The sequence below is a fragment of the Agromyces albus genome (genome assembly GCF_030815405.1).
GTDB lineage: Bacteria > Actinomycetota > Actinomycetes > Actinomycetales > Microbacteriaceae > Agromyces > Agromyces albus_A.
This window is the reverse complement of record NZ_JAUSWX010000001.1, coordinates 900,892-919,314: the sequence shown is the minus strand read 5'-3', so window position 1 is coordinate 919,314 and position 18,423 is coordinate 900,892. Positions and strand designations below refer to the sequence as shown.

The following is an 18,423-nucleotide window of genomic DNA, read 5'->3' as shown; positions in this document are numbered from 1 at the left end:
CGTTCGTTGCCACGTGGGTCTTGCGGACGATCTCACTCCGGTACACAATATCTGACACCGTTAGATTTAGCCCGATCGACTGGAGTCAAGTATGTCAACGCAGACACGCACGTCAGCCCCGTCCGACGGTCGGACCGTCGTCGGTGCACTCAAGAAGAATTCGCTCGGGACCGGGGGAATCACGTTCCTCGTCGTCTCGGCAGCCGCTCCCCTCACCGTCATCGCGGGCACCGTACCGCTGGCGATCCTGATCGGCGGCCCCGCGGCCCCGCTCGCCTACCTCGTGGTCGGGCTCGCGCTCGCCGTGTTCGCGGTCGGGTTCATGGCGATGACGAGGCATGTCACCAAGACGGGCGGGTTCTACACCTACATCACCGAGGCCCTCGGCAGGCATGTCGGCCTCGGCGCGGGGATCCTCGCCCTCGTCTCCTACAATGCGATGCAGATCGGCATCTACGGCCTCTTCGCGGTGAGTGCCCGGGCGATGCTCGCGACACTCTTCGGCATCGACGTTCCCTGGGCCGCGCTCGCGTTCATCGCCATCGTGCTCGTGTGGGCGATGGGATTCGCCGGGATCGATCTCGGGGCGAAGGTACTGGGTGTGCTCCTCATCGTCGAGACGCTCGTGCTCGTCGTGCTGGGCATCGCGATCCTCGCGAGCGGTGGCGGGCCGGAGGGCTTCGGCGCGGGCACGTTCGCCCCCGGGAACGTGTTCACCCCGCAATTCGCGGTGACCCTCGGCCTGGCATTCGGCGCGTTCATCGGATTCGAGTCGACCGCGCTCTACCGTGCGGAAGCACGCTCGGCCGATCGCACCATCCCCCGCGCCACGTACCTGGCCGTGTTCGCCTTGACGTTCTTCTACTTCGCGATGGCATGGCTCCTCATCCAGGCGCATGGCGAGTCCCTGGTGCAGGCCTTCATCGGGCAGAACGGGGTCGAGACCTTCATCTTCGCCACGGTCGAGACCCAACTCGGCCACTGGGCGACCGTGACTCTGCTCCTCCTCATCCTCACGAGCGTCTATGCAGCGCTCCTCGCCTTCCATAATTCCATCAACCGGTACGGCTATGCGCTCGCCCGCGACGGCGTGCTCCCGGCGATGATCGGTCGCACCAGGCCGCTCAACGGCTCGCCGTGGGTGGCCGGCTTGGTGCAGACCGGGCTCGCCGCCATGATCGTGGGCGGGTTCGCCATCGCGGGGGCCGATCCCTACCTGCAGCTGCTCATCTGGGTCAACACCCCCGGGGTGATCGGAGTCGTGTGCCTGCAGATCCTGGCGTCGCTCGCCGTCGTGGTCTTCTTCGCGAGGAAACCGGGGAGCCGAGCGTCACCGCTTCGCGGTGCCCGCCGCCATCGCCGGCGGGATTCTCATGGCGCTGTTCACGTGGCTCATCGTCGCGAACCTCGAGGTGTTGACCGGCGCCCCCGCCGGCACGAACATCGTGATCGTCAGCGTTGTTCCGATCAGCTTCGCGGTCGGCGTCGTTCTCGCGGCCGTCCTCAAGCGCCGCCGGCCGGCCGCCTATGAGCGCATCGGGGGCCAGGGGCAGTGACGGTCGACCTCATCGTCCTCGCAGCCCGGCTGCACGGCGCATCCGGTGGAGCCGTGGCGGTGCAGGGCGGGCGCATCGTGGCGATCGGAGACCGCCGAGACGCCAGGGCATGGACGGGACCATCGACGCGCGTACTCGACCTCGGGGACGCAACCGTGCTACCGGGGCTCACGGACGCGCATTCCCACCCGATGCTCGGCGCGAGCGTCGCGCGCGGCCTCGACCTGCGCGGTGCCGACTCGCTCGACGACGTGCGCGCGGCCGTCGCGGCCGGGCGCGCGCGGCTGGGTCGCGGCGACTGGCTGATCGGCTGGGGGCTCGACCACAACGTCTGGGATGGGCGAGAGGTGAGTGCAGCGGCGTTCGAAGCGGCATCCGGTGACGTGCCCACCTTCCTGCGCATGTTCGACGCGCACTCGGCCGTCGTCAATCGGGCGGCGCTCGAGCGAGCAGCCGTACGCGGGGGGCGTCGCTTCGACACCGGTTCCGAGATCGTGGTCGACGCCTCGGGAACTCCGACCGGTCTCCTGCTCGAGAGCGAGGCGCTCGCCGTCGTGGAGCGCGTCGTCCCGCCGGACAGCCGCGCCGACCTGCGCCGCCGCCTCGCCTCCTCGCTCCGGGCGATGGCCGCGAGCGGCCTCACCGGGGCGCACGTGCTCGACTTCGAGGATGACCCCGCCGACCTCTACCGCGCGCTCGACGACAGCGGCGAGCTTCCGCTCCGGCTGAAGATCCACCCGTGGGTGTCTCCGTCATCCGGCCCTGAGGACTGGGACGCACTGTGTGCGCAGATCGGGGAAGGCGGCCGGCTCTGGCGGATGCACGGAGTCAAGCTCTTCCTCGACGGAACCATCGACAACGGCACCGCTTGGCTCCGCAGCCCCGACAGCCACGGACTGTCGGTCCGAAGCACCTGGGACGACCCGGAACGCTATCGATCGGCGATCGCGCATTTCGGCGCCGCAGGGGTCGGCACCGCAACGCACGCCATCGGGGATCGGGCCGTGATGTACGCGGCGGAGAGCATCCGTCTCGCGCTCCGACGTCACCTGGGCGCGCGACACCGCATCGAGCACCTGGAGCTCACGGGCGACGACATCGTGAACGCCGTCGCTGACAGTGGCGCGATCGCGAGCATGCAACCGACCCATTGCACCCGCTTCATCACGGATGCCGGGACCGACAACTGGAGCGGCCGGGTGGGAGCCCGCCGGGCCCGACATGCCTGGCGCACGCGTTCCCTCGTCGACGCCGGGACCACGCTCGCGCTCGGCTCGGACTGGCCGATCGCCCCGTTCGAACCACTCCGGATCATGGCGGATGCCCGGTTGCGACGCCGCGTCGAACGGCCGGATCTTCCACCCATCCTGCGCGCGGAGGGGTTGACGGCGGCGCAGGCCATCGACGGGTACACGATGGCGGCCGCAATCGCGGCCGGGGTCGAGCACGAGGAGGGGGCCATCCGGCCAGGCACACTCGCCGACCTCACAGTGCTCGCGGGCGACCCCATCGCGGTCTCGCCCGAGGAGTTCGCAGAGCTTCCTGTTCTGGCGACCATCGTCGGCGGCGAGGTACGACATTCCCTCTGATCGACGGCACCAGGACGATCGTTCTCGCCGATCGGGCCGTCGTCCGAGGCAGACGTCGTCGGTCGCTCCTACGATGGCGGAATGCAGATTCCCCCATTCGGCTTCCGCGTCGGCGACGAGGTGCAGCGCGCGCTCGACGCCGGCGCCCCCGTACTCGCGCTCGAGTCCACGATCCTGAGCCACGGCCTGCCGAGCCCGCGCAACCTCGTGGTCGGGCTGGAGTCTGAAGCGCAAGTACGCGCAGCAGGCGTGGTGCCCGCGACGATCGGCGTGATCGACGGTGTCGCCGTCGTCGGCCTGTCCGAAGCCGAGATCGAGCGGCTCTGCACCGCCGGCGACGTGATCAAGGTGAGCGTGCGCGACCTGCCGATCGCGCAGGTCCAGCGGCGCGACGGCGGAACGACCGTGGCCGCGACGGCGTTTCTCGCACACGCGACGGGCATTCGCGTCATGTCGACGGGCGGCCTCGGCGGCGTGCATCGCCGGGCGAGCGAGACCTTCGACGAGTCCGCCGACCTCGGCACGCTCGCCCGCACGCCGATCACGCTCGTGAGCGCCGGTGTGAAATCGATCCTCGACATCGGGGCGACGCTCGAGCGCCTCGAGACCCTGAACATCCCGGTCGTCGGCTACCGCACGAACCGCTACCCGGGCTTCTACATCGCCGACTCGGGGTTCCCGATCGACTACCGCATCGAGAGCCCGGCGGATGCCGCGGCGCTCGCCGCCGCCCGCGACGCCCTCGGCCTCGAGTCGGCCGTGCTCATCGCCAACCCGGTCGACGCGGCGAAGCAGCTCGACCCCGAGTTCCATGATCGGGTGCTCGCCGAAGCTCTCCACGCAGCGGATGCCGCGGGCATCACGGGCCACGACACGACACCGTTCCTCCTCGACTTCGTGCAGCGCGCGACCGGCGGGCAGAGCCTCGAGGTGAACCTCGAGGTGTATCGCGGCAACGTCGCGCTCGGAGCGGAGATCGCTCGTGCCGTCGCCGGCTGAGCTGCCGGCCGGCGTGCTCGCCGTGGTCGGCGATCTCGTCGAGGACATCGTCGTGTGGGTCGGCGAGCCGGTGCGCACGGCGACCGACACTGCCGCAGAGATCTTCCGCGCCCGCGGCGGCAGCGGGGCGAACGTCGCGGCCCTCGCCGCCGCGCAGGTTCCCACGCGGTTCATCGGCCAGGTCGGCACGGATGCCGCAGGCGAGGCACTCGTCGCCGAACTCACGGCGAGCGGGGTCGACGTGCGCGTGCAGCGAGCGGGTCGCACCGGAACGGTGGTGCTCCTCATCGACGCCGACGGCGAGCGCACGATGTTCCCCGATCGCGGCGCCTCGGCGCTCCTCGAGGGCGTCGACACGTCGTGGCTCGACGGCGTCGCCTGGCTGCACGTGCCGGCCTACGGGCTCGAGCGCGAGCCGATGCGCGGCGAGGTCGTGCGGCTCGCAGCCGCAGCGCGTGCCCGCGGCGCGACGGTATCGGTCGATGCCTCGTCGACCGGGTTGCTCGCCGGGATCGGCGTCGACGTCGCGCTCGACCTCATCCGCGCGGCCGCGCCCGACGTGCTCTTCGCGAACGAGTCCGAAGCCGAGCTGCTCGGGCTCGCGGGCGGCGGAGCGGTGGCGGCATCCGTCGCGCACACCGTCATCGTGAAACACGGCCCGTTGCCGACCGACGTGATCGAGGCGGGCCGGCTCGTGGCGCGCGTCGACGTGGCCCCGGTCTCGGGCATCCGCGACCTCACGGGTGCGGGCGATGCCTTCGCCGCCGGATTCCTCGCCGCAACACTGCAGGGCGCGGATGCCGCGGCGGGGTGCCTCGCGGGGCATGCCGCCGCGGCGTCCGTGCTCGCGAACCCGGGCGCGCACGCCACCCACTCGTCAACCTGAATTGACACATCGGGTCGCGTCAATTACGGTTGACGCCATGGACGACCGCACCCTCCGCACCGCCATCGCCGCGGCCGACGGCGACGACCCCTACCGCGCCCTGCGCAAACTGCACCATGCCCGCGTCGAGCTCAACCGCGCGCTCGACCGCGCCGAGGCGCTCGCGGTGCGTCGCGCACGGTCTGCGGGCACGAGCTGGCAGGTCATCGCGCTCGCCCTCGAGGTGAGCAAGCAAGCGGTGCACAAGAAGTACGGACGCAGCTAGGCCACATAGGCTCCATTGGCGCGGTGGCGGCATCCGCTCACCGCGCGGACCAGGAAGAGAACATGAGCGACACCCAGACCCGACGCCCCGCATTCGGCCGACGCGCGACCCCCAGCGGCCCGCGCGCGACCTTCAGGCAATTGCTGCCGTTCATCTTCGAGCACCGCCCGGTGCTCGTCGTCGTCGCCGTGCTGAGTGTCATCGGTGCGCTCGCGAGCCTCGTGCAACCGCTGCTCGTGAGCCAGGTCATCACGATCGTCGAGGCCGGCGATCCGCTCGGCTGGCTCGTCTGGGCACTCATCGCGCTCGTCGTCGTGAGCGGCATCATCACCGGCTACCAGCACTACCTGCTGCAGCGCACCGGCGAGGGCGTCGTGCTGTCGAGCCGCAAGCGCCTCGTCGGCAAGCTCCTGCGGCTGCCCGTCGCGGAGTTCGACACGCGCCGCACGGGCGACCTCGTCTCGCGGGTCGGCAGCGACACGACGATGCTGCGGGCGGTGCTCACGCAAGGGCTCGTCGAGGCCGTCGGCGGCGTCGTCACGTTCGTGGGCGCGCTCATCGCGATGCTCATCATCGACCCCGTGCTGCTCGGCCTCACCGTGCTCGTGATCGCCGTGGCCATCACGACCGTGACGCTGCTCTCGTCGCGCGTGCGCGAGGCGTCACACCAGGCACAGGAGAAGATCGGCGACGTCGCGGCATCCGTCGAACGAGCCATCGGAGCCGTGCGCACCATCCGCGCCTCTGGGGCGACCGAACGCGAGATCCGCGACGTCGAGGGCGAGGCCGAGGGCGCATGGAAGATGGGCGTCAAGGTCGCGAAGATCTCGGCGCTCATCGTGCCCGTCGCGGGCATCGCCATGCAGGTGTCGTTTCTCGTCGTGCTCGGCGTCGGCGGCTTCCGCGTCGCGAGCGGGGCGATCACCGTGGCGAATCTCGTCGCGTTCATCCTCTTCCTCTTCATGATGATCCTGCCGCTCGGCCAGGCCTTCGGCGCCATCACGTCGGTCAACCAGGCGCTCGGCGCGCTCGGCCGCATCCAGGAGATCCTCGACCTGCCAGACGAAGACGCGCACGACCGCGAGATCGCTCCCCTCGCGATCATGGTCGGGCACGCGAATGCGGGTCTCCTGCCGCATGCCCCGGCCATCGAGTTCGATTCCGTGCACTTCGCCTACGCGGCCACGCGCTCCGATTCGGCCGATCCCGGCAACGAGTCGCCCGACGAGCACCTTCCCGAACCCGACGTGACGCAGCGGCAGCCCGTGCTGCGCGGCGTCTCATTTGAGGTCCCGCGCGGGCAGCGCATCGCCCTTGTCGGTCCGTCGGGCGCCGGCAAGTCGACGATCCTCGCGCTGATCGAGCGCTTCTACGACCCGAGCGTCGGCACCGTGCGGATGGGCGGGCTCGACGTGCGTTCGATCGACCGCACCGACCTGCGCGCGCAGATCGGCTACGTCGAGCAGGACGCCCCGGTGCTGGCCGGCAGCATCCGTGACAACCTGAAGCTCGGCAGCCCCGACGCGACCGACGCCGACTGCGAGGCGGTGCTCCGCGCCGTGAACCTCGGCGGCGTGCTCGATCGCGATCCCGCCGGGCTCGACGCAGCGGTCGGCGACGACGGCATCATGCTCTCGGGCGGCGAACGCCAGCGCCTCGCGATCGCCCGCGCTCTGCTCGCCGCGCCGCCGATCCTGCTGCTCGACGAGTCGACGTCCTCGCTCGACGGCGTGAACGAGCGGCTCATGCGCGAGGCGATCGACGCCGTCGCCACCGGACGCACGCTCGTCGTCATCGCGCACCGGTTGTCGACCGTGATCGACTCCGATCGCATCGTCGTGCTCGACGGCGGCCGCGTGATCGGCGAGGGCACGCACTCTGAGCTGGTCGAGTCAGTTCCGCTCTACCGCGAGCTTGCAGAACACCAGTTGCTCGTCTGACTCAATAGGGGTAAACCTGAGACAGACTCAGTGCTGACTCGGATGGGGCGGTACGGCGGTCTCCATATCGTGGGCGGTGCATCCCCGACGACGGATGCCGCAACCGCCACGCCCGACCGAAGGACCATCATGACCATCGCGACCGTTCCCCGCGAGCAGCAGCTCTCTCCCGCCCCTCCCGGCGAGCTGCCGCTCGACCTCATCGAGAACCTCCCGGGCGGCGACGCCGCCGGACCCGACGCCACGGACGCCGACCTCCTCGGCCCCGGCTTCGCCGAGATCCAGGCGAACCTCCAGGCGTGGCTCCGCCATTGGGCGCCGCAGCGCATCCCCGCATTCACCTCGGTGCGCGACGTCATACCCGCGGGCTCGCGCGGTCGCAGCGCCCTGCAGTCCGCTCCGACCCAGCCCGACGGCGCCGTGCGGATCACCGCGAGCGTCTACGACCCGCCGAACCGCGACGGCGCACCGCTCAGCTGGTCGCGCAACTGGGCGAGTCTCGTCGAGCTGCCGTCGGCTCCCGAGACCGGTCGCCTCTACTACCGCTTCCGAGTCTCGAGCCGGCTCGTGCTCGACGGCGCTGCCGCACTCAGCCTCGTCTCGACGAGCCTCAACTTCGGGATCGTCGCCGACTCGTCCACCTCGAGCCCGTTCGTGGTGCCGGGCTTCGCGACTCCGCTCGTGCGCCCGCTCGTCGGCGTGCAGTGCCGGCCCGACACCGAGACGGATGCCTCCCAGGTCATCGAGGGCTCGATCGCCGTGCGCAAGGGCGAGACCCCGGCGATGGCGTTCGTGATCGGCACCGACGTGCTCTTCAGCAACGGCTGGATCCGCGTACATGAGGGAAGCAGCACCTGGATCGGCCCCGCCGACCCGGGCGGGAGCGGCATCGTCGAGTACCGCTTCGCTCCGGCCGCGATGCTCCGGCTCTTCGACGGCGTCCGCAGCTGAGCCTGCCGCAGCAGCACCGCGTGCCGCCGCAGCACCGTCAGGCGTCGACCTGATCGACCGAGCGCGCCCCCGATAGACTCACGGGATGGCGCGCTTCGTCGTCGTACTGCCGCTCGTGCCGCTCACCGCGGGTGCCGAGTTCACCGTGGCCGAGTGGCCCCTGCACGTCACCCTCGTCGAGCCGTTCTCGACCGATCTTCCCGAGCCGGCCGTCGCAGCGATCATCGGCCGCATCGCCGAGCAGGCGGCGGCCGTCCGCGCGAGCGGCGGCGAAGATGCGGCATTCGGCCGGCGACACGACGTGCCGGTCACGCTCGTGCGCGACGGCGGTGAGCTCGCGGCGCTCCGATCGCGTGCCATCGATGCGCTCCGCGAGGCGGGCGTCGACGTCGACCACGTGCGCGAGGACTACCGGCCGCACGTGAGCCACAAGCAGGACCGGCGCCTCCGATGGGGCGAGCGCGTCGAGCTCGGAACGATCGCCCTCATCGACATGCGCCCGAACGCCGGTTCCCACCACCGGAGCGTCGTCGCGGCCTGGCAGCTCGGCGCCGCGGCATCCGTCGCCCCCGAATGACGACGAGACGACCCGCGCTGCGCTTCAGGCCACGTCGGCGGTCGCCGGCTCCTCGATCGGCTCCTCGCGCTTGTGCCACGGCCAGCGCCCCGAGATCTCGAGCTCGAGCGACCAGCTGAGGAATGTTCGGATCAGCACGATGACCGCGAGCACCGCCACGGAGTCGAGGGTCGGCGTGACGGCGACGGTCTTGATGATGTCGGCCGCGACGAGCAGCTCGAGACCGAGGAGGATCGCGCGCCCGAGCACGCGGCGGAACCGCGTGTAGACGGGGCTCACCCGCCGGAGCCCGCGCACAGCGGCATCGACGATCGCGTACAGCACGCCGATGACGATCGCGACGACGCCGAGCACGTCGACAGCTTCGCCGACCATTTCGATGATCGAACCGAGCTCCATGCCGCCTCCTCACTCTGCGGCACACGCTAGCGCCGGCGCGGCGATCGGTGGGCGCGACGTGCCGAGGGTGCGACAGGCGAAGAGTGAGGGCGGATGCCGCAGCATCCGCCCTCACTCGTGCAATCGTCGGTCTACGCCGCCTGGTCACCCAGGTGGTAGCGCAGGCTCGCGAGCTCGGCCCGGAGCGCGGCGGGCACCCGATCGCCGAACTGCGCGAAGTACTCCTCGGTGAGGTCGCACTCGGCGAGCCACGAGTCACGATCGACGTCGAAGAGCTGCTCCACCGCGTCATCCGCGATGTCGAGGCCGTCGAGGTCGAGGGACCCGGATCCCGGGAGGAGGCCGATCGGCGTCTCGGTGACGTCGGCCGTGCCTTCGATGCGGCCGACGATCCACTCGAGCACGCGCGAGTTCTCGCCGAAGCCCGGCCACAGGAACGACCCGTCGGCTCCCTTGCGGAACCAGTTGACCTGGAAGATCTTCGGCGCCTTCGTGCCGAGGATGCGACCCATCTTCACCCAGTGGCCCCAGTAGTCGGCCATGTTGTAGCCGCAGAAGGGAAGCATCGCGAACGGGTCGCGACGAAGCTCGCCGACGGTGCCCTCGGCGGCCGCGGTCTGCTCGGACGAGATCGTCGCGCCCATGAACACGCCGTGCTTCCACGAGCGCGCCTCGGCCACGAGCGGGACGTTCGTGGCCCGGCGCCCGCCGAACAGGATCGCGTCGATCGGCACGCCGTCGTGGGCGTCCCAGTCGTCGGAGATCTGCGGGCACTGGGCGGCCCCGACCGTGAAGCGCGAGTTCGGGTGCGCGGCCGGCTTGTCGGATGCCGGGGTCCAGTCGTTGCCCTCCCAGTCGATGAGGTGCGCGGGCGGCGTGTCGGTGAGGCCTTCCCACCACACGTCGCCGTCGTCGCGGAGCGCCACGTTCGTGAAGATCGTGTTGCCCCAGAGCGTCTGCACGGCCGTGGGATTCGTGGACTCGCCGGTGCCCGGCGCGACGCCGAAGAAGCCGAACTCGGGGTTGATCGCGTAGAGGCGACCGTCGTCACCCGGACGCATCCAGGCGATGTCGTCGCCGATCGTCTCGACCTTCCAGCCGGGGATCGTCGGCCGCAGCATCGCGAGGTTGGTCTTGCCGCACGCCGACGGGAACGCCGCGGCGACGTGGTAGGCCTTGCCCTGGGGCGAGGTGATCTTGATGAGCAGCATGTGCTCGGCGAGCCAGCCCTCGTCGCGCGCCATCACCGAGGCGATGCGCAGCGCGAAGCACTTCTTCGCGAGCAGGGCGTTGCCGCCGTAGCCCGACCCGTACGACCAGATCTCGCGGGAGTCGGGGAACTGCACGATGTACTTGGTGTCGTTGCACGGCCAGTCGACCTCGTCGCGACGGTGCCCGACGCCGTCGACGAGCGGGTAGCCCACGGAGTGCACCGTGCGCACCCAGGGCTCGCCCGCCTCGATGAGCCGGTAGACCGCGTTGCCCATCCGCGTCATGATCCCCATGGAGAGCACGACGTAGGGCGAGTCCGTGATCTCGACGCCGAGCTGCGAGATGGGGCCGCCGAGCGGGCCCATCGAGAACGGCACGACGTACATCGTGCGCCCCTTCATCGAACCGTCGAAGACGTGCGTGAGCTCCTCGCGCATCTCACGCGGGTCGCGCCAGTTGTTGGTGGGGCCGGCATCCTCCTCGTAAGTGGAGCAAATGAAGGTGCGGTCCTCGACTCGGGCGACATCACCCGGGGCGGTGCGCGCAAGGTAGCTGTTGGGGCGCCATTCGGGGTTCAGCTTGATGAGCTTGCCCTCGGCGACGAGTTGCTTGGTGAGCTGGTCGGCCTCGTGGAGCGAGCCGTCGCACCAGACGATCTCGTCGGGTTTCGTGAGCGCGGCGATCTCATCGACCCATGCGCGGAGGGCCGTGTCGCTCGTGCCGCCCTGGGCGCGGCCGGTGGTCTCGGTGCCGACCGAGAACTCGGAGATCGTCATCGTCGTCCCTTTCAGTGGTGCCCGGCCGTGACGCCGGAAAGCAGTTCGTACTTCAAGAATGCGCCCACTTCCCGCATCTCAACCGGCGAATGTGTGCTTAAGAACTGCAGATCTTTCGCTATTCTTAAGCGATGAAGGCAGGCTCTCCAGACCTCGCAACGCTCGGCCACCGCATCCGCCATTTCCGGGGCGAGCGTGGCATGACCCTCGACCAGCTCGGCGCGGCGGTCGGGCTCGCCGGCAGCCAGCTCTCGCTCATCGAGAACGGCAAACGCGAACCGAAGCTCTCCACACTCGACGCCCTCGCCGCGGCGCTCGAGGTCGACCTGGCCGCCCTCCTCGCCCGCGAGGCACCGAGCCGGCGGGCCGCCCTCGAGCTCGAACTCGGCCGTGCGCAATCGAGCCCGCTCTACGCGAGCCTCGGAATTCCCTCGATCAAGCCGGGCCGCGGCATCACCGACGAGGCACTCGAGGCGATCGTCGGGCTCCACCGCGAACTGCAGCGCCGTGCGAGCGAGGCGATCGCCACGCCCGAGGAGGCCCGCCGAGCCAACACCGAACTGCGCGAGCTGATGCGCGAACGCGACAACTCGCTGCCCGAGATCGAGCAGCTCGCCGAGGAGCGCGTGCGCGCCTCCGGCCATCGCACCGGAGCGCTCACGCACCGCGAGGTGAGCGTCATGGCCGAGCAGCTCGGCTTCCAGCTCATCTACGTGAACGACCTGCCCGATTCCACCCGATCGATCACCGACATCGCGAACGGGCGAATCTATCTGCCGCCGGCGTCGATCCCAGGTGGCCACGGCCTGCGCTCGATGGCGCTCCAGGCGATGGCGCACCGGCTGCTCGGGCACGAGCGGCCGAACAGCTATGCCGAGTTCCTGTGGCAGCGGCTCGAGATCAACTACTTCGCGGCCGCGTGCCTGATGCCGCGCGAGGCATCCGTCACCTTCCTCTCCGCCGCGAAGAAGGAGAAGCGACTCGCGATCGAGGACTTCCGCGACGCGTTCGGCGTGACCCACGAGGCCGCGGCGCTGCGCTTCACGAACCTCGCGACCACGCATCTCGACATGACGCTGCACTTCTTGCGCGTCGCCGGCGACGGAGCGCTGCTGAAGGGCTACGAGAACGACGGCCTGCCGTTGCCGACCGACGTCACCGGGTCGATCGAGGGCCAGTGGGTGTGCAAGAAGTGGAGTGCGCGAACCTCGTTCGAGCACACCAACCGCACGACCGAGAACTACCAGTACACCGACACGCCGGCCGGCACCTTCTGGTGTGCCACGCAGACCGGGCGGACGGATGCCGCGGAGTTCTCGATCACGGTCGGCGTGCCGTTCAACCAGGCCAAGTGGTTCCGCGGGCGCGAGACCACGGTGCGTGCGACGTCGACGTGCCCCGACGACGCGTGCTGCCGGCGCGCGCCCGACGGGCTCGCCGAACGCTGGGTGGGCCGCGCCTGGCCGAGCGCCCGGTTGCACGCGCACGTACTCTCGCCGCTCCCGTCGGGCACGTTCCCCGGCGTCGACGACGCCGAGGTCTACGAGTTCCTCGAGACGCACGCCGAGCAGTAGCGGGCAGCGTCAGCCGCATCCGCCGCGCCCCGTTCAGAATTCAGGAGCGCGCGGCGCGGCGGCTCGGTCAGCGCGGCGTTTTGCCGCCGCGCGCCCCCTCGCGCGCGACCTGTTCCTGAATTCTGCAGAGACAACCGCCGGGCATCTGCTACTTCGGCTGCATCCGGATGCCGCCGTCGAGCCGAATCGTCTCGCCGTTCAGCATCGGGTTCGCGATGATCGACAGCACGAGGGCCGCGTACTCGCTCGGGTGCCCGAGCCGCGACGGATGCGGCACCTGGGCTTCGAGCGACTCGCGCACCTCGGCGGGCATGCCGGCCATCATTGGCGTCTCGAAGATGCCGGGAGCGATCGTCATGACCCGGATGAGAAGCTTCGACAGGTCACGGGCGAGCGGCAGCGTCATTGCGGCGACGCCGCCCTTCGAAGCGGAGTAGGCGGCCTGGCCGATCTGCCCGTCGAACGCCGCGACCGAGGCCGTGTTCACGATGACGCCTCGCTCGGGCGTCTCGGGACCGCCGGTCGCCTGCCCAATCGAGGGCTCGTTCGCGGACATCGCCGCGGCGGCGAGACGCGTCACGTTGAATGTGCCGATGAGGTTCACCCGGATGGTCCGCTCGAAGACGTCGAGCGGCGCTGGCCCTTCGCGTCCGACGGTTCGGTTCGCGCTGACGATGCCGGCGCAGTTCACGGCGACGCGCAGCGGGGCGAGGCCTGCGGCCACCTCGATCGCCGCCTGCACCTCGGCTTCGCTCGTGACATCCGCCGCGACGAAGCGGGCACGATCGCCGAGCTCTCCCGCGACCTCGTCGCCGCGCGGGCCCGGAAGATCGACGAGCACGACGGATGCCCCGCCGTCGACGAGCGCTTGCGCCGTCGCTCGCCCGAGCCCGGATGCGCCGCCCGTGACGATCGCCGATGCGCCCTCGAGTTCCATGTGGTGTCCTTTCGTCGCGTGCAGCGGAAGGCCGGATGAAGTTCAGGAACCCGTCAGACGCGTTCGATGATCGTGGCGTTCGCCATGCCGCCGCCCTCGCACATCGTCTGGAGGCCGTAGCGTCCGCCGCTCGCCTCGAGCTGGTTGACGAGGGTCGTGAGCAGTCGCGTTCCCGACGAGCCGAGCGCGTGGCCGAGGGCGATCGCGCCGCCGCGCGGATTGAGCTTTGCGGCATCCGCACCGGTCTCGCGCAGCCAGGCGAGCGGCACCGAGGCGAACGCCTCGTTCACCTCGTAGACGTCGATGTCGTCGTGCGTGAGGCCGGCCCGTTCGAGCACGCGAGCCGTCGCGGGGATCACGCCCGTGAGCATGAGCAGGGGATCGCTGCCGACCACGGAGAACGAGCGGAACCTGGCTCGCGGCGTGAACCCGAGCTGCTCGGCGCGCTCGGCGCTCATGATGAGGGCGCCCGAGGCGCCGTCGGTGAGCGGCGAGGAGTTGCCCGCGGTGATGCGCCACTCGACGTCGGGGAACCGCTCGGCGAGCTCGTCGGTGCGGAACGCGGGCTTGAGTCCGGCGAGCGAGTCGACGGAGGTGTCGGGCCGCACGGTCTCATCGGTGAGGGTGTCGACTCCGGCGACCGGCACGACTTCGCTCGCGAACGCACCTGTGGACTGCGCGACGGCGGCGAGCGTGTGCGAATGTGCCGCGAAATCATCGAGCTCGGCGCGCGAAAGCTCCCACTTCGCCGCGATGAGCTCGGCCGAGACGCCCTGGTTCACAAGGCCGTCGGGATAGCGGGAGCGAACGCGGTCGCTGTAGGGATCGGCGCCGGCGGTGCTCGAGCCGAGGCGCACGCGACTCATCGACTCGACGCCGCACGCGATGACGATGTCGGCCTGGCCGGCGAGCACGGCCTGCGCGGCGAACGCGGCGGCCTGCTGGCTCGACCCGCACTGCCGGTCGATCGTCGTGCCCGGCACCGTGTCGGGGAAGCCCGCGGCGAGCAGCGCGTTGCGGGTGACGTTGTAACTCTGCTCGCCGATCTGGCTGACGCATCCGCCGATCACGTCGTCGACGAGGGCTGGGTCGAGATCGTTGCGCGAGATGAGGGCGTCGAGCACGTCGGCGAGGAGGTCGACGGGGTGGATGCCGGAGAGGATGCCTCCGGGCTTGCCCCGCCCCACTGGCGTGCGAACGACGTCGACGATGACGGCTTCGGTGCTCATGGGTCAAGACTACGTCGGGGGTGGCGATGACGGGATGCACCGGCCCGACGCCCGCTTGAAAGCGGGCTCAGGCTGCGATGCCGGGCGCGTCGTCGACGAAGCTGATGTCATAGACCGCGACGCGCTGCGGCAGGCCGGCGAACACCGCGGCGCGCGGCTCCGATGCCATGTACTCCGCCTCGACGCGCAGGAACTCGTCGCGATCGCCCGGAGTGCTGACCGCCCAGACGAATTCGTTCGACTCGCGGATGCCGTAGGCGAACTCGATCGTGAACCCGGCGGCCGGCCTCACGACGGGCATGGCCCCCTGCCACCACTCGACGAAGTCGTCGTACTCTCCGTCGACGAGCGTGTACCGGCGCAATTGGATCGTCTTCACCCGGCCCATTCTGCCGTGCGTCAGCGGCGGTCGTCGACGATGGGGTCGAGCTCGACGTCGACGACGACGGCGAAGTGGTCGGACGCCCACACGCCATCGACCGGCCGGTCGAGCACGGTCGCCGTGTGAGGGCGCAGTCGGTCACCGCCCCGGCCCCGCCCCGCCACCACGTGATCGATGCGGCGGTCGATCTGCCGCACGGCCTCGAGCGGGGCGAAGGGCACGGCCCGACTGAGGGTCACGGCGTCGGCCGCTCCGCCCGCCGCGGCGAACAGGTCGGTGCACCCCGAGAGTCCGGCGAGCTCCTCGCTCCCCCATTCGGCGTTGAGGTCGGCGAGCAGGATCGCGGGCCGCACGTCGCCGGGCCCGGGCTCGAGCAGTGCGGCCAGGGCGACGGCCTGGGCCTCGTGGTCGTCGCGGAACGCCGGCTCCCACTCGGTGGTCGCCACCACGACGCGCAGCGGTCCGAGCGGATGCGCGACCTCGGCCATGAGGGCGACCGGTGGCACGTGGTGCGCTGCGGGGAGCGGGCGCACGCTGCTCGAGGTGATGGGCCAGCGGCTGAGGAGCCCGACGCCCACGTCGACGCCGAGCTGATCCGGATCCTCCACCGGCTCGGGGGGCGGCGGGTACGAGCCCCTGCCGAATGCCGAGTGCATTCCGAGGCGGCTCGCGAGCTCAGCGGCCTGGTCGGTGTCGGCAGTCGCCCACGCCTCCTGCAATCCGACGAGGTCGGGCTCGCTCGCAGCGAGCGTCGCCTCGATCGCTTCGGCACGGAGTTGCCACTCGCCGCCGAAGCGCCACCAGACGTTCCACGTCATGAGTCGCACGATCCGACACGATACGACGGAGTGGCGAGAAGCGCACCCCCTTGCCCAGATATGGTCGGGGGGCGTAATTGTTGGTCATGAAGGAGCCGATGAGTTGGGCGGAGTATCGCGAGTCGCACTGGGTCACCGATGCTGACGAGCCGGCCGCGTTCGCGGCATACATGAATTCCCTCTCCGGCGGCGCCCAGGACGGCGCTGCCCCGTCCCGAATCGGCGGGGATGAATCCCCCGCGCATGACTCGGAAAGCGGACCCGATGCGTGATGCTGATCGCTCGTGAGGTGGCCACGGTTCACCAAGATGACGGCCGTTGATTGAGACCGCCCCCCGCCGCGTCGGCGCGCGTGCTCAGCTGAAGGTCGTCCCCACCGCGAGCACGACGAGGACCGTTGTCAGAAAGGCCAACAGCAGTCCGCCGGCCGCTCGATCGCTGAGTTCCTCTGTGAAATCCACCGGGTGCGATTCAGTCCGTTCGTTCATGGTCATCCCCTCCGGCGCCATCATCGACGCGTGTCGTCACGAACGCTTGGTGTCACGCACACGGTACGCGGCAATCGGCCGAACGGCGGCGGGGTTGACGTTCCGGGAGTCATTTCGTTAAAGGGGAAGTAGACGCTGCGGCTGAGGTTCCCACGCACTGCTCGCAAGCGCTGGGACGTATCGTATACGATGTCGAATACTCAGGCTCACCTCGGTTCCCGCACATCGCCCTGAGTCTCGACAACGAAGTGGAGCATCCGTGCTTGACCCCTCGCAGATCGCGGCGATCGCCGACGAGCTCCTCGCCGCCGATCGGGATCGCACGACCGTGCCGCTCCTGACGGCTCGCAACCCCGGCATGACGGTCGACGACGCGTATGCCGTACAGCATCTCTGGGCGGAGCGCCGAGCGGCCGCCGGGCGACGCATCGTGGGCCGGAAGATCGGCTTGACGTCGAAGGTCATGCAAGTGGCGACCGGCATCACCGAACCCGACTACGGCGTGATCTTCGATGACATGGTGATCGAGTCCGGGGCATCCGTCGAGTTCGACCGGTTCTCGAACGTGCGCATCGAGGTCGAGCTCGCGTTCGTGCTCTCGAAGTCGCTCGTAGGGCCGAACACGACGCTCGCCGACGTACTCGATGCCACGGCCTACGTGGTGCCGGCGCTCGAGATCCTCAACTCGCACATCGAGATGCAGGGCCGCACGATCGTCGACACGATCTCCGACAACGCCGCGATGGGCGCGATGGTCGTCGGTGATGGTCGCGCGAAGGTCGACGAGGTCGACTTGCGTTGGGTCTCGGCGCTGCTCTCCCGCAACGAGACGATCGAGGAGTCGGGCGTGGCAGCAGCGGTGCTCGGGCACCCGGCGATGGGCGTCGCGTGGCTCGCGAACAAGCTCGCGCAGCACGGGCAGTCGCTCGGCGAGGGCGAGATCATCCTCGCGGGCTCCTTCACCCGGCCGATGTGGGTCGAGCGAGGCGACACGGTGCACGCCGACTACCGCGAGTTGGGAGCAGTGACATGCCGGTTCGAATGACACTTCCGCCGACGCTCGCCGCGCGGATCGCGGCATCCGATCGCCCGCAGTTCGGCGTGTGGGTGTGCTCGGCGAGCGCGGTGAACGCCGAGATCGCCGCAGGCAGCGGACTCGACGTCGTACTCATCGATGCCGAGCACTCGCCGAACAGCCTCGAGTCGATCCTCGCGCAGCTGCAGGCGGTCGCCGCCTACCCGGTGACCCCGCTCGTGCGCCCGCCGTTCGGCGACCCGGTCGCCATCAAGCAGTACCTCGACCTCGGCGTGCAGAACCTGCTCATCCCCATGGTCGACTCGGCCGAGCAGGCTGAGGCCATGGTGCGCGCCGTGCGGTATCCCCCGCACGGGATCAGGGGTGTCGGCAGCGCGCTCGCTCGCGCCTCGCGGTGGAATCGCGTCGACGGCTACCTCGCGGATGCCGCGTCGACGATCTCGCTCTTCGTGCAGATCGAGTCGGCGGCGGCGGTCGAGCACGTCGAGGAGATCGCGGCCGTCGAGGGGGTCGACGGCATCCTGGTCGGCCCGGCCGACCTCGCGGCGTCGATGGGACTCATCGGGCAGCAGGAGCACCCCGACGTCGTGGCGGGCGTCATGCGATCGATCGCGGCGGCCCGGGCGGCCGGTAAGCCGGCTGGCGTCAACGCCTTCGCGCCGGCGGTCGCCGACCGATACGCCGAGGCGGGCGCCGCGCTCGTGCTGGTCGGCGCCGACGTGTCGCTGCTCGCCCGCTCGACGGAAGCGCTCGCCGACCGCTTCATCGGTGCGGCCGGCTCCTCCGATCGTATATGATTTCAGATATCG

General features: G+C 70.0%; 18 protein-coding genes. 11 read left to right on the top strand and 7 right to left on the bottom strand.

Annotation, left to right across the window (positions count from 1 at the left end; all coding sequences use genetic code 11):
• Positions 1 to 91 precede the first annotated feature (91 nt).
• The 8 genes from QFZ29_RS04235 (at position 92) to QFZ29_RS04200 (ending at position 8,763) form a co-directional block, all read left to right on the top strand.
• Complete coding sequence (locus tag QFZ29_RS04235) at positions 92 to 1,531, top strand: APC family permease (protein WP_306892993.1); 1,440 nt, start codon at positions 92 to 94, stop codon at positions 1,529 to 1,531.
• Positions 1,532 to 1,552: 21 nt separating this feature from the next.
• Positions 1,553 to 3,145 (top strand): amidohydrolase, encoded by a 1,593-nt coding sequence (locus tag QFZ29_RS04230; RefSeq protein WP_306892992.1) that lies wholly within the window; start codon positions 1,553 to 1,555, stop codon positions 3,143 to 3,145.
• An 81-nt stretch (positions 3,146 to 3,226) separates the two neighbouring features.
• Positions 3,227 to 4,144: a pseudouridine-5'-phosphate glycosidase gene (locus QFZ29_RS04225; protein ID WP_306892991.1), complete on the top strand. Its 918-nt coding sequence runs from the start codon at positions 3,227 to 3,229 to the stop codon at positions 4,142 to 4,144.
• Positions 4,128 to 5,030, top strand: coding sequence for a carbohydrate kinase family protein (locus QFZ29_RS04220; RefSeq protein ID WP_306892990.1), 903 nt, complete (start codon positions 4,128 to 4,130; stop codon positions 5,028 to 5,030). The genes QFZ29_RS04225 and QFZ29_RS04220 overlap by 17 nt, the downstream gene beginning before the upstream one ends.
• A gap of 37 nt (positions 5,031 to 5,067) precedes the next feature.
• Positions 5,068 to 5,295 (top strand): hypothetical protein, encoded by a 228-nt coding sequence (locus tag QFZ29_RS04215; protein WP_129519948.1) that lies wholly within the window; start codon positions 5,068 to 5,070, stop codon positions 5,293 to 5,295.
• 62 nt (positions 5,296 to 5,357) lie between these two features.
• A complete protein-coding gene (locus QFZ29_RS04210; protein WP_306892989.1) occupies positions 5,358 to 7,235 on the top strand; it encodes an ABC transporter ATP-binding protein in 1,878 nt (625 codons plus the stop codon).
• Between the two features lie 129 nt (positions 7,236 to 7,364).
• Positions 7,365 to 8,186, top strand: coding sequence for a hypothetical protein (locus tag QFZ29_RS04205; protein WP_306892988.1), 822 nt, complete (start codon positions 7,365 to 7,367; stop codon positions 8,184 to 8,186).
• Positions 8,187 to 8,271: 85 nt separating this feature from the next.
• Positions 8,272 to 8,763 carry a 2'-5' RNA ligase family protein gene (locus QFZ29_RS04200; protein ID WP_306892987.1) on the top strand — a complete coding sequence of 164 codons (492 nt, stop codon included), beginning with the start codon at positions 8,272 to 8,274 and terminating at the stop codon, positions 8,761 to 8,763.
• 24 nt (positions 8,764 to 8,787) lie between these two features.
• Here QFZ29_RS04200 and QFZ29_RS04195 read toward each other — a convergent pair whose 3' ends face one another.
• Together QFZ29_RS04195 and QFZ29_RS04190 are read right to left on the bottom strand one after the other, a co-directional pair.
• Positions 8,788 to 9,162 carry a DUF1622 domain-containing protein gene (locus QFZ29_RS04195; protein WP_306892986.1) on the bottom strand — a complete coding sequence of 125 codons (375 nt, stop codon included), beginning with the start codon at positions 9,160 to 9,162 and terminating at the stop codon, positions 8,788 to 8,790.
• Between the two features lie 131 nt (positions 9,163 to 9,293).
• The gene (locus tag QFZ29_RS04190; protein WP_306892985.1) at positions 9,294 to 11,150 is read right to left on the bottom strand and encodes a phosphoenolpyruvate carboxykinase (GTP); all 1,857 of its coding nucleotides are present in this window, start codon (positions 11,148 to 11,150) and stop codon (positions 9,294 to 9,296) included.
• 131 nt (positions 11,151 to 11,281) lie between these two features.
• Here QFZ29_RS04190 and QFZ29_RS04185 point away from each other — a divergent pair, with 131 nt between their 5' ends.
• Entirely contained in the window at positions 11,282 to 12,724 is a 1,443-nt protein-coding gene (locus QFZ29_RS04185; protein ID WP_306892984.1) for a helix-turn-helix domain-containing protein, read from the top strand.
• Positions 12,725 to 12,872: 148 nt separating this feature from the next.
• Here QFZ29_RS04185 and QFZ29_RS04180 read toward each other — a convergent pair whose 3' ends face one another.
• The 5 genes from QFZ29_RS04180 to QFZ29_RS04160 all read right to left on the bottom strand — a co-directional run bounded on the left by QFZ29_RS04180 (position 12,873) and on the right by QFZ29_RS04160 (position 16,578).
• Complete coding sequence (locus QFZ29_RS04180) at positions 12,873 to 13,661, bottom strand: 3-hydroxyacyl-CoA dehydrogenase (protein ID WP_306892983.1); 789 nt, start codon at positions 13,659 to 13,661, stop codon at positions 12,873 to 12,875.
• 53 nt (positions 13,662 to 13,714) lie between these two features.
• Entirely contained in the window at positions 13,715 to 14,890 is a 1,176-nt protein-coding gene (locus QFZ29_RS04175; protein WP_306892982.1) for a thiolase family protein, read from the bottom strand.
• 67 nt (positions 14,891 to 14,957) lie between these two features.
• Entirely contained in the window at positions 14,958 to 15,269 is a 312-nt protein-coding gene (locus tag QFZ29_RS04170) for a hypothetical protein (protein ID WP_306892981.1), read from the bottom strand.
• 20 nt (positions 15,270 to 15,289) lie between these two features.
• Complete coding sequence (locus QFZ29_RS04165) at positions 15,290 to 16,090, bottom strand: endonuclease/exonuclease/phosphatase family protein (protein ID WP_306892980.1); 801 nt, start codon at positions 16,088 to 16,090, stop codon at positions 15,290 to 15,292.
• Between the two features lie 356 nt (positions 16,091 to 16,446).
• On the bottom strand, positions 16,447 to 16,578 hold the full coding sequence (locus QFZ29_RS04160; protein ID WP_306892979.1) for a hypothetical protein: 132 nt from the start codon (positions 16,576 to 16,578) through the stop codon (positions 16,447 to 16,449).
• A gap of 259 nt (positions 16,579 to 16,837) precedes the next feature.
• Here QFZ29_RS04160 and QFZ29_RS04155 point away from each other — a divergent pair, with 259 nt between their 5' ends.
• Both QFZ29_RS04155 and QFZ29_RS04150 read left to right on the top strand, forming a co-directional pair.
• Positions 16,838 to 17,623 (top strand): 2-keto-4-pentenoate hydratase, encoded by a 786-nt coding sequence (locus tag QFZ29_RS04155; RefSeq protein WP_306892978.1) that lies wholly within the window; start codon positions 16,838 to 16,840, stop codon positions 17,621 to 17,623.
• The gene (locus tag QFZ29_RS04150; RefSeq protein ID WP_306892977.1) at positions 17,608 to 18,411 is read left to right on the top strand and encodes an HpcH/HpaI aldolase family protein; all 804 of its coding nucleotides are present in this window, start codon (positions 17,608 to 17,610) and stop codon (positions 18,409 to 18,411) included. The genes QFZ29_RS04155 and QFZ29_RS04150 overlap by 16 nt, the downstream gene beginning before the upstream one ends.
• The last annotated feature ends 12 nt before the right edge of the window (positions 18,412 to 18,423 follow it).

Coding starts and splice junctions, on each gene's coding strand:
- QFZ29_RS04190 (WP_306892985.1), bottom strand. CDS start 11,150: ATGACGATCTCCGAGTTCTCGGTCGGCACCGAGACCACCGGCCGCGCC.
- QFZ29_RS04210 (WP_306892989.1), top strand. CDS start 5,358: ATGAGCGACACCCAGACCCGACGCCCCGCATTCGGCCGACGCGCGACC.
- QFZ29_RS04200 (WP_306892987.1), top strand. CDS start 8,272: ATGGCGCGCTTCGTCGTCGTACTGCCGCTCGTGCCGCTCACCGCGGGT.
- QFZ29_RS04180 (WP_306892983.1), bottom strand. CDS start 13,661: ATGGAACTCGAGGGCGCATCGGCGATCGTCACGGGCGGCGCATCCGGG.
- QFZ29_RS04205 (WP_306892988.1), top strand. CDS start 7,365: ATGACCATCGCGACCGTTCCCCGCGAGCAGCAGCTCTCTCCCGCCCCT.
- QFZ29_RS04195 (WP_306892986.1), bottom strand. CDS start 9,162: ATGGAGCTCGGTTCGATCATCGAAATGGTCGGCGAAGCTGTCGACGTG.
- QFZ29_RS04185 (WP_306892984.1), top strand. CDS start 11,282: ATGAAGGCAGGCTCTCCAGACCTCGCAACGCTCGGCCACCGCATCCGC.
- QFZ29_RS04175 (WP_306892982.1), bottom strand. CDS start 14,890: ATGAGCACCGAAGCCGTCATCGTCGACGTCGTTCGCACGCCAGTGGGG.
- QFZ29_RS04215 (WP_129519948.1), top strand. CDS start 5,068: ATGGACGACCGCACCCTCCGCACCGCCATCGCCGCGGCCGACGGCGAC.
- QFZ29_RS04165 (WP_306892980.1), bottom strand. CDS start 16,090: ATGACGTGGAACGTCTGGTGGCGCTTCGGCGGCGAGTGGCAACTCCGT.
- QFZ29_RS04150 (WP_306892977.1), top strand. CDS start 17,608: ATGCCGGTTCGAATGACACTTCCGCCGACGCTCGCCGCGCGGATCGCG.
- QFZ29_RS04160 (WP_306892979.1), bottom strand. CDS start 16,578: ATGAACGAACGGACTGAATCGCACCCGGTGGATTTCACAGAGGAACTC.
- QFZ29_RS04235 (WP_306892993.1), top strand. CDS start 92: ATGTCAACGCAGACACGCACGTCAGCCCCGTCCGACGGTCGGACCGTC.
- QFZ29_RS04225 (WP_306892991.1), top strand. CDS start 3,227: ATGCAGATTCCCCCATTCGGCTTCCGCGTCGGCGACGAGGTGCAGCGC.